16 protein-coding genes are annotated in these 12877 nt (G+C 68.9%); 9 read left to right on the top strand and 7 right to left on the bottom strand.

Features of this window, described 5'->3' with window-relative positions:
• Positions 1-170: 170 nt before the first annotated feature.
• Positions 171-524: a WhiB family transcriptional regulator gene (locus VKG81_RS20725; RefSeq protein ID WP_324398601.1), complete on the top strand. Its 354-nt coding sequence runs from the start codon at positions 171-173 to the stop codon at positions 522-524.
• Between the two features lie 18 nt (positions 525-542).
• Here the strand turns inward: VKG81_RS20725 and VKG81_RS20720 are convergent, their stop codons facing one another.
• A complete protein-coding gene (locus tag VKG81_RS20720; protein WP_324398600.1) occupies positions 543-1673 on the bottom strand; it encodes an ArsA family ATPase in 1131 nt (376 codons plus the stop codon).
• Positions 1670-2689 carry an ArsA-related P-loop ATPase gene (locus tag VKG81_RS20715; RefSeq protein WP_324398599.1) on the bottom strand — a complete coding sequence of 340 codons (1020 nt, stop codon included), beginning with the start codon at positions 2687-2689 and terminating at the stop codon, positions 1670-1672. Before VKG81_RS20715 ends, VKG81_RS20720 begins: the two co-directional genes overlap by 4 nt.
• 54 nt (positions 2690-2743) lie before the next feature.
• On the opposite strand from VKG81_RS20715, the gene VKG81_RS20710 reads away from it, so the two are divergent.
• From VKG81_RS20710 to VKG81_RS20700, 3 genes are read left to right on the top strand one after another with little or no spacing between them, the layout of a single operon-like run.
• Positions 2744-2905, top strand: a complete 162-nt coding sequence (locus VKG81_RS20710; protein ID WP_324398598.1) for a DUF4177 domain-containing protein — start codon at positions 2744-2746, stop codon at positions 2903-2905.
• Positions 2902-3357, top strand: a complete 456-nt coding sequence (locus tag VKG81_RS20705) for a RidA family protein (protein WP_324398597.1) — start codon at positions 2902-2904, stop codon at positions 3355-3357. The genes VKG81_RS20710 and VKG81_RS20705 overlap by 4 nt, the downstream gene beginning before the upstream one ends.
• A gap of 3 nt (positions 3358-3360) precedes the next feature.
• A complete protein-coding gene (locus tag VKG81_RS20700; RefSeq protein ID WP_324398596.1) occupies positions 3361-4149 on the top strand; it encodes an MBL fold metallo-hydrolase in 789 nt (262 codons plus the stop codon).
• Between the two features lie 46 nt (positions 4150-4195).
• On the opposite strand, the gene crp is transcribed toward VKG81_RS20700, so the two are convergent.
• Positions 4196-4870 carry a cAMP-activated global transcriptional regulator CRP gene (crp, locus tag VKG81_RS20695; protein WP_324398595.1) on the bottom strand — a complete coding sequence of 225 codons (675 nt, stop codon included), beginning with the start codon at positions 4868-4870 and terminating at the stop codon, positions 4196-4198.
• Between the two features lie 102 nt (positions 4871-4972).
• Positions 4973-5236 carry a hypothetical protein gene (locus VKG81_RS20690; RefSeq protein WP_324398618.1) on the bottom strand — a complete coding sequence of 88 codons (264 nt, stop codon included), beginning with the start codon at positions 5234-5236 and terminating at the stop codon, positions 4973-4975.
• 182 nt (positions 5237-5418) lie between these two features.
• Between VKG81_RS20690 and nth the strand changes: the two genes are divergently transcribed.
• From nth to marP, 4 genes are read left to right on the top strand one after another with little or no spacing between them, the layout of a single operon-like run.
• Positions 5419-6099, top strand: coding sequence for an endonuclease III (gene nth, locus VKG81_RS20685; RefSeq protein WP_324398617.1), 681 nt, complete (start codon positions 5419-5421; stop codon positions 6097-6099).
• Between the two features lie 22 nt (positions 6100-6121).
• On the top strand, positions 6122-6754 hold the full coding sequence (locus tag VKG81_RS20680) for a TlpA disulfide reductase family protein (protein ID WP_324398594.1): 633 nt from the start codon (positions 6122-6124) through the stop codon (positions 6752-6754).
• Positions 6751-7554, top strand: coding sequence for a CoA pyrophosphatase (locus VKG81_RS20675; RefSeq protein WP_324398593.1), 804 nt, complete (start codon positions 6751-6753; stop codon positions 7552-7554). Before VKG81_RS20680 ends, VKG81_RS20675 begins: the two co-directional genes overlap by 4 nt.
• Positions 7551-8738 carry an acid resistance serine protease MarP gene (gene marP, locus VKG81_RS20670; protein ID WP_324398592.1) on the top strand — a complete coding sequence of 396 codons (1188 nt, stop codon included), beginning with the start codon at positions 7551-7553 and terminating at the stop codon, positions 8736-8738. The genes VKG81_RS20675 and marP overlap by 4 nt, the downstream gene beginning before the upstream one ends.
• Here marP and VKG81_RS20665 read toward each other — a convergent pair.
• Positions 8735-9700 (bottom strand): alpha/beta hydrolase, encoded by a 966-nt coding sequence (locus tag VKG81_RS20665; RefSeq protein ID WP_324398591.1) that lies wholly within the window; start codon positions 9698-9700, stop codon positions 8735-8737. The genes marP and VKG81_RS20665 overlap by 4 nt on opposite strands.
• Positions 9700-10218 carry a phage holin family protein gene (locus VKG81_RS20660; protein WP_324398590.1) on the bottom strand — a complete coding sequence of 173 codons (519 nt, stop codon included), beginning with the start codon at positions 10216-10218 and terminating at the stop codon, positions 9700-9702. Before VKG81_RS20660 ends, VKG81_RS20665 begins: the two co-directional genes overlap by 1 nt.
• A 201-nt stretch (positions 10219-10419) precedes the next feature.
• Here VKG81_RS20660 and VKG81_RS20655 point away from each other — a divergent pair, with 201 nt between their 5' ends.
• Positions 10420-11127: a S1 family peptidase gene (locus VKG81_RS20655; protein WP_324398589.1), complete on the top strand. Its 708-nt coding sequence runs from the start codon at positions 10420-10422 to the stop codon at positions 11125-11127.
• 1 nt (position 11128) lies between these two features.
• On the opposite strand, the gene acs is transcribed toward VKG81_RS20655, so the two are convergent.
• Positions 11129-12877 (bottom strand): acetate--CoA ligase (acs, locus tag VKG81_RS20650; protein ID WP_324398588.1); only part of this gene is annotated, 1749 nt, incomplete at its 5' end.

The following is a 12877-nucleotide window of genomic DNA, read 5'->3' as shown; positions in this document are numbered from 1 at the left end:
CGTCCCAAAAATCCCTTGCCAAACTGTTGCGCAATCGATACCTGACCACCTAGTTTGGACACACAATGCGATTCAGGTAACAGTTACCTGAGGAATGTGGCGTAGATCGCAATCGTGCGATCGGCGCCCCGGGAACCGCCGTCATGGCGGCCGAGCGAAGGGGAGCGCTGGTGTCAGCTACACGGCCCGCTGCGCGGAGGACGACGACAAGCACCCTGACGAATTCGGTTCATAAGGCAGCGGCCGAGGCGCGCATCGCGTGGGTTTCCCAAGCATTGTGTCGAGCCTCTGACCCCGACGAGTTGTTTGTCCGCGGCGCCGCGCAGCGCAAAGCGGCCGTGATCTGTCGGCACTGCCCGGTGATCGCCGAGTGCGGCGCCGACGCCCTCGACAACCGCGTGGAGTTCGGCGTCTGGGGCGGCATGACCGAGCGCCAGCGGCGCGCGCTGCTCAAGCAGCACCCCGAGGTTGTTTCCTGGTCCGAGTTCTTCGCCGCCCAGCGCAAGCACCGCAGCGCGGTCTAGAGCGCTTTCCGGATTTTGCTACGCCGCTTCCCCGGCGGCGGTGAGTTGGTCGGCGATGGCGCGAAGCGCCTCCAGGTCGGAGACGTCGAACGGCAGCGACGGGACCCCGACGATCGGCACGTGTGGGTTGGCGCCGGTGAACCGGGACAGCAACCGCACCTCGCGCTTGGCGGTGAGGCCACGGTCGGCGTGGATGCGCAAGACCGACGCGGCCAGCGAGTCGGGATCTTCGGCCTCCAGTTCCTCGGCGCCGTCTACGGCACGCTCGACCGTCAGCGAGCACAGCGTCGGATGCGTCCGGTTGAGGATCAGTCCGGCCAGCGGCATGCCTTCCCGCGACAGCCGGTCCACGAAGAACGACGCCTCGCGCAGCGCGTCGGGCTCGGCGGCTGACACCACGACGAACTGCGTGCCGCGGCGCCGCAGAAGCTCATAGGTGCGGTCGGCCTTCTCGCGGAAGCCGCCGAACGTCGCGTCCAACGACTGCACGAAAGCCGATGCATCTGAGAGCATTTGCGACCCCAGGATGGTCGAAATCGCTCGCATCGCCAGCCCGACCGCGCCGGTGATGAGCTTGCCGATGCCTCGGCCGGGAGCCAGCAGCAGCCGCCACAGGCGGCTATCCATGAAGCTGCCCAACCGCTTCGGTGCGTCGAGGAAGTCCAGCGCGTTACGTGACGGCGGGGTGTCCACGACGATCAGGTCCCACTTGTCCTGCGCGAGCAACTGGCCGAGCTTTTCCATCGCCATGTATTCTTGCGTCCCGGCTAGTGACGTGGCCACGGTCTGGTAGAACGGGTTATCCAGAATCGCTTGTGCGCGTTCGGGTCCGGAGTAGCTCGTCACCATCTCGTCGAAGGTGCGCCGCATGTCGAGCATCATCGCGTACAACTCACCTTGCACAGCCGGTGCCAGCGGAACGCGCTGCGGCGAGTTGCCCAGATCGTCGATGCCCATGGCCTGAGCGAGCCGGCGGGCCGGGTCGATCGTCAGCACCACGACGGTGCGGCCGTATTCGGCCGCGCGCAGCGCCATCGCGGCAGCGGTGGTGGTCTTGCCGACCCCGCCGGCGCCGCAGCAGACCACCACACGGTTGCTGGTGTCGGTCAGGATGTCGGCCATGTCCAGGGTTGGCGGTGTGGTGCTCATCGAACCCCCTGGCGTGCAAGTATTTCGGCCATTTCGTACAGGCTGCCGAGGTCGATGCCGTCGGCCATGTTGGGAAGCTCGAGGCGCGGCACCGCGATCTCGTCGAGCTGCTCGGCGGTCTCGGCACGGGCATTCAGCAGGGTCGCGTGCTGGATCGTCTCGGTGAGGATGCCGGCGAACTCGTCGTCGCTGAGTTTGATTCCGGCGGTGGCGAATTCAGACCGCACCGCGTCAGCGTCGATGTCTCCTTCGGCCGCCTTGGCCAGATCGTCGGGTTGCAGGTACACCGGAAGCCCACGGTTGACGATCACGCTGCCGATCGGCAGGCCCAGCCTCCGCAGCTCGTCGATGGCCTCGATGGTTTCCTGCATCGGCAGCGACTCCAGCAGCGTGACGAGGTGGATCGCGGTCTGCTCGGAGTGCAGCAGCTTGACCACGCCGTCGGCCTGGGAGTGCACCGGGCCGCCCTTGGCCAGGTCGGACACCGCCTTGGTGACATCGAGGAACCGGGCAATGCGTCCGGTCGGGGGCGAGTCCACGACGACCGCGTCGTACACCGGCAGTCGCGACTTGTCGGTGCGCACCACCGATTCCTTGATCTTGCCGGTCAGCAGCACGTCGCGCAGCCCCGGCGCGATCGTGGTGGCGAACTCGACGGCCCCGATGCGCCGCATGGCGCGCCCCGCCAGGCCGAGGTTGTAGAACATGTCGAGGTATTCCAGGAACGCGGCCTCGATGTCGATGGCGAGCGCGTTGACCTGCCCGCCGCGGTCGGCGGTGGCGATCTTCACCTCTTGATAGGGCAGCGGCGGCACGTCGAACAGCTGCGCGATGCCCTGGCGGCCTTCCACCTCGATCAGCAGTACCTTGCGACCGCCCGCGGCCAGCGCGAGCGCGAGCGACGCCGCGGTCGTCGACTTGCCGGTGCCGCCTTTGCCGGTCACGAAATGCAGGCGCGCATTTCGCAGCCTCGCGGGCCAGCCGACGTTTGCCCCCGACTCGGGTGTGGTTGCCACGACTGCATGCTAACCAACGCTGGTGATCGGCCTGGCCGCGGTTAGGGTGAGCCAATGAGCGAACCGACGAAGTGGGAGTACGCGACGGTGCCGCTGCTGACCCACGCGACGAAGCAGATCCTCGACCAGTGGGGCGCCGACGGGTGGGAGCTGGTTTCGGTGCTGCCTGGCCCCACCGGCGAGCAGCACGTGGCCTACCTCAAGCGACCGAAATGAGCGCGTCGGCCCGGCTGGCCGAACTGGGCATCGAATTGCCGGACGTCGCCAAGCCGCTGGCGTCCTATGTGCCCGCGGTACGCACGGGCAACCTCGTCTACACCGCCGGGCAGCTCCCGCTGCGGGACGGCAAGCTGGTGAGCAACGGGAAGGTCGGCGCGGGCGTGACGGCCGAGGATGCCAAGGGGCTGGCCCGGCTGTGCGCGCTCAATGCGCTGGCAGCGGTGCACGCGCTGGTCGGCATCGACACCGTGACGCGGGTCGTCAAGGTGGTCGGTTTCGTCGCGTCGGCGCCCGGCTTCACCGGCCAGCCCGGGGTGATCAACGGGGCGTCGGAGCTGTTCGGTGAGGTCTTCGGCGACGCAGGCGCGCACGCCCGTTCGGCGGTCGGCGTTTCGGAGCTGCCGCTCGACGCGCCGGTCGAGGTCGAGGCCGTCGTCGAGGTGTCCTGACACGTGCACGAGGAGCTGACCCACCCCGCGTACGGGCGGCTTCGGCGGGTGACCGGTTCGGCGTCGGTGCTGCTGGCCGACAACCCGGGTCTGATGACGCTGGAAGGCACGAACACCTGGGTCCTTTCCGGCCCGCGCAGCGACGAGGTCGTGATCGTCGACCCCGGCCCCGAGGACGCCGAGCACATCGGGCGCGTCGCCGAAGTGGCGAAGGTCGCACTGGTGTTGATCAGCCACCGGCACGGCGACCACACCGACGGCATCGACCAGCTCGTCGATATCACCGGGGCGCCCGTCCGCGCGGCGGGAACCGGGTTCCTGCGAGGTCTTGGCGGACGGCCGTTCGCCGACGGTGAGGTCATCGACGCCGCCGGGCTCCGCATCAAGGTGATGGCCACCCCGGGCCACACCGCCGACTCGGTGTCGTTCGTGCTCGACGACGCGGTGCTGACCGCCGACACGGTGCTGGGCCGCGGCACCACCGTCATCGACACCGAAGACGGCAGCCTCGGCGACTACCTGGAGTCGCTGCGCCGCCTGCGCGGCCTCGGCAATCGGGCCGTGCTGCCGGGCCACGGCCCCGACCTGCCCGACCTGGTCGCGACCGCCGACATGTACCTGTGGCACCGCGAGGAACGGCTGAACCAGGTGCGCGACGCCCTGCGCGTCCTCGGCGAGGACGCCACCGCGCGCCAGATCGTCGAGCACGTCTACACCGACGTCGACGAGGAGTTGTGGGGCGCGGCCGAATGGTCGGTGCAGGCCCAGCTCGACTACCTGCGCCCCGGATAGCGCGCGCGGTCCCTACCGCGCTCGGTGTTGGTGGCCCGCGCGATCCCTATCGCGCTCGGCGCGCCAGCCGCTCGGAGTCACAGATCAGCACGCTCTTGCCCTCCAGCCGGATCCATCCGCGGTGCGCGAAGTCGGCCAGCGCCTTGTTGACGGTTTCCCGCGAGGCGCCAACGAGCTGGGCGATCTCCTCCTGCGTCAGGTCATGGGTGACGCGCAGTGCGCCGCCCTCCTGCGTGCCGAACCGCTGCGCCAACTGCAGCAGCTGCTTGGCGACTCGGCCGGGCACGTCGGTGAAGATCAGGTCGGCGAGGTTGTTGTTGGTGCGGCGCAGCCGGCGCGCAAGCACGCGCAGCAGCTGCTCGGAGATCTCCGGACGGTCGGCGATCCAGGCCCGCAACGCGTCACGGTCCATCGACACCGCCCGCACTTCGGTGATGGTCGTCGCGCCGGACGTGCGCGGCCCGGGGTCGAAGATCGACAGTTCTCCGAACATGTCCGACGGCCCCATGATCGTCAACAGATTCTCGCGGCCGTCGGGCGAGCGGCGGCCGATCTTCACCTTGCCGGAGATGATGATGTACAGACGGTCCCCGGGTTCTCCCTCGGCGAAAACGGTATGACCTCGCGGAAAGTCGACTGGGTGAAGTTGCTTGGTCAGCGCAGCCACGGCGCTGGGCTCGACACCCTGGAAGATTCCGGCCCTGGCCAGGATCTCGTCCACGTTGCCCCTCTTAAGCTGTCAGGTGGTTTGACACGCGCGGACAAACCGCCACATGGTTAGCGAGATCAGTCTAGTGGCGGCGTGTACTCAGCGTGACCGACGCTACACAGAACCGGCCTGTCTGGTCCCGTGAAATTGCGGATTCAGTCGGCCCTGGCCGTTCGTCCGTGATGCCAGGGCGGGATAGTTCGCCGCCTGTGTCCGGCGCCGGTGGAAGCAGTCCAGTGCCTCGGGCATGCCGTCGCGGACCAGCGTGTTGACCTCCGAGGGCTGGGCCCGCTCCAGGAATTCGGCCACCTCGGAGGCCTGGAGAGCGTCGCGGTTCAGGCTCGATTCCAGGCGCTCCAAACCAAATGTGGCGAGCATCAGCAGCGCAGGGATGAACGCCACGAGGAGCCAGGACACGGAAAGCAAGTAAACACAACGAAGGTCTCAGCGGGATCACGAAATGCCACCGTCAGTACCCTTGCAACGTGACCGTGGTTGCCAAGCCGGCCCGAAAATGGGCGGCTGAGACGAAGCTGGGCCTGATTCGGCGCGCCCGCCGCATGAATCGAAAACTGGCGCAGGCGTTTCCACACGTCTACTGCGAGCTGGACTTCACCAATCCGCTGGAGCTCACGGTGGCGACCATCCTGTCGGCGCAGAGCACCGACAAGCGCGTGAACCTGACCACACCGGCGCTGTTCAAGCGCTACCGCACCGCGCTGGACTACGCCCAGGCGGACCGCGCCGAGCTCGAGGAGCTCATCCGCCCCACCGGCTTCTTCCGCAACAAGGCTGCCTCGCTGATCAACCTCGGCCAGGAGTTGGTGGAGCGGTTCGGCGGGGAGGTTCCCGGCACCATGGAGGAGTTGGTGACGCTGCCCGGCGTCGGGCGCAAGACCGCCAACGTGATCCTCGGCAACGCGTTCGGCATCCCCGGCATCACCGTCGACACCCACTTCGGCCGCCTCGTGCGGCGCTGGGGCTGGACCACCGAGCAGGACCCGGTCAAGGTCGAGAAGGCGGTCGGCGAGCTGATTGAACGCAAGGAGTGGACGGACCTCAGCCACCGCGTGATCTTCCACGGCCGCCGGGTCTGTCATGCCCGCCGCCCCGCCTGCGGAGTGTGCGTGCTGGCCCAGGACTGCCCGTCGTTCGGCATCGGGCCCACCGAGCCGGAGATCGCCGCGGCGTTGGTCAAGGGCCCCGAGACCGAACACCTGCTGGCGATGGCCGGCCTCTGAAACCATCTGTCGCGGCCGGACCATGAGCACGTCGACCCGCTGGACGGTGGCCGTCCTGATCGCGGTCGCCGCGATCGTGGTCGCGCTCGTGGGTGAACTGCGAGACACGACGCCGGCCTCCGCGCCGCGGCCCACCGCCGCCGCGGGGCGCGACGACACGGCCGACCTCGCCGCGCTGCGCGGGCGGGCTGCTCTGCCACCCTGCCCGCCCCCGGCCGCCGATCCCGGCCCGGCTGCGCTGCGCGGCGTCACCGTGCAGTGCCTGGCCGACGGCGCCGCCGTCGACACAGCGCGGTCTGTCGCCGGGCGTCCCGTGCTGCTCGACCTCTGGGCCTACTGGTGTGCTCCCTGCGCGGCCGAGCTGCCCGCGATGGCCGAATATCAGCGCCGGGTCGGCCCGCAGATCACGGTGATCACAGTGCATCAGGACGAGGACCAGGCGGCGGCGTTGTCGCAGCTGGCGGCGCTCGGGGTCCGGCTGCCGGCCTGGCAGGACGGTTCACGACGCGTCGCGGCGGCGTTGCACGTCCCGAACGTGATGCCAGCGACGGTGGTGCTGCGTGGGGACGGTAGCGTTGCGCAAATCCTGCCGCGCGCGTTCGCCAGCGCCGACGAGATCGCGGCGGCGGTTGACCGGACGGGAGCGACGCGGTGAGCGCAGCGGATTCAGCGGGTGCGCTGACGCCCGAAGCCGCGCCGCCGTGGCTGAAACCGTTGGTGGCCAACGTCGGCTGCGTCCCGGCCGCGTACCGCCGCAGGCTGCCCGCCGACGTCCTCGCGATGGTCACCGCAGCGAACGCGACGGCGGCGCTCACCGGCGCCGGCCGCGACGCGGCGGTGCTCGTTCTGTTCTCCGGGCCTGAGGTGGCCGGCCCGGACGGCGCCGTGCCCGACGACGCCGACCTGCTGCTGACCGTGCGGGCGTCGACGCTGCGGCACCACGCCGGCCAGGCGGCGTTTCCGGGCGGGGCGACCGAGCCGGGCGACGTCAGCCCCGTCCACACCGCGCTGCGCGAGGCCGGCGAGGAAACCGGTATCGACGCCGCCAGGCTTCGCCCGCTGGCCACGCTCGACAAGATGTTCATCGCGCCATCGGGCTTTCATGTCGTTCCGGTGCTGGCGTATTCGCCGGATCCCGGGCCGGTTTCGGTGGTCGACGAAGCCGAGACGGCGGTGGTGGCCCGCGTCCCGGTGCGTGCGTTCGTCAACCCCGAGAACCGGTTGATGGTGTACCGGCGCACGCTGACGAGTCGCTTCGCCGGCCCCGCGTTCTTGCTCAACGAGATGCTGGTGTGGGGATTCACCGGCCAGGTCATCTCCGCGATGCTCGACGTCGCCGGCTGGGCACTGCCCTGGAACGCCGACGACATCCGGGAACTCGACGAAGCGATGGCCTTGGTTGGGGACGACTCCGGAAACGGCGGGGCGGACCACTACCGTGAGGCCCAACGATGACATCGTCACAGTGGCTCGACATCGCGGTGCTCGCGGTCGCGTTCATCGCCGCCGTATCCGGCTGGCGGTCGGGGGCGTTGGGCTCGCTGATGTCCTTCGTGGGCGTGATCCTCGGTGCGCTGGCCGGCGTGCTGCTGGCGCCACACCTCGTCAGCCACATCAGCGGGCCGCGCACCAAGCTGTTCGCGGCGCTGTTCTTGATCCTGGCGCTGGTGGTCATCGGTGAAGTCGCGGGGGTCGTGCTGGGCCGGGCCGTGCGCGGGGCGATCCGCCACCGGGCCATCCGCACGATCGACTCGGTGATCGGCGTCGGCCTGCAGCTGGTCGCCGTCCTCCTCGCCGCGTGGTTGCTGGCCACCCCGCTGACGTCCTCGCAGCAGCCGAATCTGGCTGCGGCCGTGCGGGGCTCGAAGGTGCTGGCCCAGGTCGATGAGGTCGCGCCGAGTTGGCTCAAATCCGTGCCGAACCGGTTGTCCGCGCTGCTGAACACCTCCGGCCTGCCCGACGTGCTGCAGCCGTTCGGCCGCACCCCGATCATCGCGGTCAGCGCGCCGGACCCGACCCTGGCGAGCAACCCCGTGGTAGCCGCGGCGCAGCCCAGCGTGGTCAAGATCCGCGGCGTGGCGCCGGGCTGCCAGAAGGTGCTCGAGGGCAGCGGGTTCGTCGTCGCGCCGAACCGGGTGATGTCCAACGCGCACGTGGTGGCCGGGGCCGACACGGTCACCGTCAACGCCGGCGGCACCGACTACGACGCCACGGTGGTGTCGTACGACCCAGACGAGGACATCTCGATCCTCGACGTGCCCAGCCTGCCGTCGCAGCCACTGGCGTTCGCCGACAAACCCGCCCAGACCGACGCCAACGCGCTGGTGCTCGGCTACCCGGGCGGCGGCGAGTTCGCGGCCACTCCCGCTCGGATCCGGGAGATCATCGAGCTCAACGGGCCCGACATCTACCGGACCACCACCGTGACGCGCGAGGTGTACACAATCAGAGGAACTGTGCGGCAAGGCAATTCGGGAGGCCCATTGGTCGACCTCGACGGCACGGTGCTTGGCGTGGTGTTCGGCGCCGCTGTCGACGACCCCGAAACCGGATTCGTGCTGACCGCCAAAGAGGTTTCGCGTCAACTTGCCAGGATCGGCAGCACGCAGCCGGTCGCCACCGGTGCGTGCGTCGGTTAGTTCGGCGACGCTCCATACACGTGTGCGAGAAATCGCATGAGTTGTTCGTTGGCCAGCTCGGGAGCCTCTTCATGGCTGAAATGTCCTGCGCCCGCGACGGATACGAAGCGCCCCTGCGGCGCATACTGCTCCGTGCGGTGAACCGCGTCGGCAAGCACGTACGGGTCGGCATCGCCCCGCAGGTGCAGCAGCGGCACACCGACCTGGCGGTTCATCAGCTTCATGAATCGGCGTCCCTCGCTTCGCAACTGGCTGCGCACCGCCCACCGTTGGTATTCCAGCGCACAGTGCGCTGCTGATGGAATCTGGATCGCGCGGCGCATGTGCGCCATGGTCTCGTTGAAATCCTGGGTATCGAGCCATTTCGCGCCCGCCCTGGCACGCACCACGTTCTCCAGCTGGCGCGCGTCATGCCGGGTCAGCCAGCGTTCCGGCCAGATCGGCACCTGATAGCGCATCAGTGACGGCAGCAACGCCCGGCCCTGGTCGCGGCGGGTGAGCGCCGACGCGCGCAATGCGGCCGGATGCGGCGAGCTGACCGCGGCGATTGCGCGCACCAGCCGCGGATGAAGCATCGAGGTCGCCCAGCACACCAGGCCGCCGTCGGCGTGGCCGACGAGCGTGGCCGACGAGTGGCCCAGCGCCCGGATCAGCCCGGCCGTGTCGCCGGCCAGCGTCCAGCCGTCGTAGCCGCGGGGTGGTTTGTCGCTGCCGCCGTAGCCGCGCAGGTCCACCGCCACCACTCGCGCGCCGCGCAGCCCGCGCAACTGGTGCCGCCATGACCACCAGAACGACCCGAACCCGTGAAGAAGCACGACCAGCGGCCGGGCCGTCGCCGGAGCCGCCCTGCCGGCGTCGGATGCCTGCGCTTCGACGACGTGGAACCGAATGCCGTTGGCGTGCACCTCCAGATGTCGCCAGGGCCCGTCGATCCGCACGACCGACGGGGTGGGTGGCGGCACTACCAGCCCGACGGGTCAGTCCGAGCGCCGGGGCCGGTCGCCGGGGCCTTGACCGCGACCTGACCACCGGTCTTGTGGTCGTGGGAGGTCAGCACCTCGCGGGTCTCCTTGACCGACTCGATCGTCTCCCGGGGCCCGCGGATGCGTCGGACCTTCAGGTAGCCCAGCAGCGCCAGCGTCGCGGTGACGACGACCATCAGCCCGAACACGATCAGATACGCGGCCCAGCGGTACAGCCAGGTGTCGAGCAGCGCGGCGATGAAGAAGAAGAAAAAGAACGTCGAGTAGAACAGCACCACCAGCGCGGCGATGAAGAACAGGCTGCCGGTCATGCCCTTCTTGACGTCTCGGGTGATCTCGGCGCGGGCCAGCTCGACCTCGGCGCGCACCAGCGTCGACACCTGCGCGGTCGCGTCCTTGACCAGCTCCCCGATGGACGGGTTGGCCGGCAGCGCGTGAGGATCCGCCAGCGGGATCGACGTAATCGTGTTGGGCACGCCGTTCTTGCCATTGCTCACGGCCGGTTCCTCCCGCTCTAGCTCCGCTTTCGATGGGTTATGTTGCCACGCGTCGCGGTCCGGGACGAGAGCGGCCGCGCGGCGCTGCGTGGGACCTACCCACACCGACGCGACCGAAACTGTTACGGAAGTTACGGATGTGTCCCCGGTAGAATCCACGGCGGGTCACCGCGGGTCGTGATCGTCGACGGGAGTCTTGCATTGAGGACCGCGCACCGCCGGCTGTTGACGGCGGCGGCGATTGTGGCGGGGTCGGCCGGACCGCTGCTGGCTCCCCATGGTGCCGCGGCGGCGGGCGGCAGGGTCGTGATGGGCGGCGGCGCCGGCATCGTGATCGACGGCGACACGTTCTGCACGCTGACCACGATCGGCAACGACAACCAGGGCAATCTCGTCGGGTTCACCTCCGCGCACTGCGGGGGGCCGGGCGCTCAGGTCGCCGCTGAGGCCAACCCGGCAGCGGGAACACTGGGCGCGATGGTCGCGGGCAACGACAAGTTGGACTACGCGGTGATCAAGTTCGACCCGGACAAGGTCGTCCCGGTCGACAACTACGACAACTTCCTGATCAGCGGCGTCGGGCCGGACCCGACGTTCGGCCAGATCGCCTGCAAGCTGGGCCGGACCACCGGCTACTCATGCGGTGTCACCTGGGGCCCGGGCGAGCAGCCCGGCACCATCCTCAATCAGGTGTGCGGGCAGCCCGGCGACTCGGGTGCGCCGGTCACCGTCGGCAACCAGTTGGTCGGCATGATCCACGGCGCCTTCAGCAATGATCTGCCGACGTGCGTCATCAAGTACATCCCGCTGCATACGCCCGCGGTGACCGAATCGATGAACGCGGTGCTGACCGACGTCAATGCCCGCGGCCGGCCCGGATCGGGCTTCGCGCCGGTCGGCCAGGGCTAGGCTATTCCTCCGCCTTGCTGGCCCGGATCGCCTCGAACACAACGGGATCCAGCAAGGTCGAGGTGTCACCGAGCTCGCGGCCCTCGGCGACGTCGCGCAGCAGGCGCCGCATGATCTTGCCGCTGCGGGTCTTCGGCAGCTCGGGCACCACGTGAATCTCCCGCGGTCGGGCGATCGGCGAGATCTCTTTTGCTACTTGGTCTTTCAGTTCAACGACCATCTCGTGGGCCGGTTTGGCGTGCTCCTCGAGAATCACGAACGCGCAGATCGACTGACCGGTGTGTTCGTCGGTGGCGCCGACCACGGCGGCCTCGGCGACGTGCGCGTGGCCGACCAGCGCCGACTCCACCTCGGCGGTCGAAATCCGGTGTCCGGAAACGTTCATCACGTCGTCGATCCGGCCGAGAAGCCAGATGTTGCCCTCGGGGTCGTAGCGCGCGCCGTCGCCGGCGAAGTACCAGCCTTGCTCGGCGAACCGCGACCAGTAGGTCTCCCTGAACCGCTCGGGGTCGCCCCAGATGCCGCGCAGCATTCCCGGCCACGGCTGGTCGAGCACCAGATACCCGGTCACATGCTCGCCCCAGTCCGGGCTGGGCTCGATCTTGTTGCCGTCGTCGTCGACGATCTTCGCGGAGATCCCGGGCAGCGGAGCCATCGCCGAACCCGGCTTGCACGCGGTCACGCCCGGCAGCGGGGAGATCATCGCCGCGCCCGTCTCGGTCTGCCACCAGGTGTCCACGACCGGGGTCCGGTTGCCGCCGAACGCGTCGCGGTACCAGCGCCAGGCCTCCGGGTTGATCGGCTCGCCGACGGACCCCAGCAGCCGCAGGCTGGACAGGTCGTGGGCGGCGGGGATCTCGCGGCCCCACTTCATGAACGTCCTGATCAGCGTGGGAGCAGTATAATACGTGGTAACGCGGTACTTTTCGATGACCTGGAAGTGCCGGTGCTCATCCGGCGATGCCGGGGTGCCCTCGTAGACCACTTGGCTGACGCCGTTCGACAGCGGGCCGTACACGATGTAGGTGTGGCCGGTGACCCAGCCGATGTCCGCGGTGCACCAGTACACGTCGCTTTCCGGCTTCACGTCGAAGACGTGGTGATGGGTATAGGACGCCTGGGTCAGATAGCCGCCGGTGGTGTGCATGATGCCCTTCGGCTTGCCCGTCGTGCCCGAGGTGTAGAGCAGAAACAGCGGGTGCTCCGAATCGAACGCCTCGGGGGTGTGCTCGGTTGATGCCTGGGCCACCGTGTCGTGCCACCACAGGTCGCGGCCCTCCGTCCAGGGCACGTCGATGCCGGTCCGCCGCACCACGAGGAGATGCTCGATCGAGTCCTGGCCGCTGACCGCTTCGTCGGCCGACTCCTTCAGCGAGACCGCCTTGCCCCTGCGGTACTGCCCGTCCGTGGTGATCAGCAGCTTGGCTTCGGCGTCCTCGATCCGGGCCCGCAGCGCCGAGGCGGAGAATCCGGCGAAGACCACGCTGTGCAGCGCCCCGAGGCGCGCGCAGGCCAGCATCGCGACGATCGCCTCGGGAATCATCGGCATGTAGATCGCGACGCGGTCACCGGCCTCCAGCCCCAGGCCGCTCAGCGTGTTGGCGGCCTGGCACACCTCGCTGAGCAGGTCAGAGTAGGTCAGCGTGCGGCTGTCTCCGATCGGCTCGCCCTCCCAGTGGATCGCGACGCGGTCGCCGTTGCCGGCCTCGACGTGTCGATCGACGCAGTTGTAGGCGACGTTGAGCGTGCC

It is taken from the genome of Mycobacterium sp. (genome assembly GCF_035314905.1).
Lineage (GTDB): Bacteria > Actinomycetota > Actinomycetes > Mycobacteriales > Mycobacteriaceae > Mycobacterium.
The sequence above is the reverse complement of the archived record's forward strand: the minus strand, read 5'-3'. Positions and strand labels throughout refer to the sequence as shown.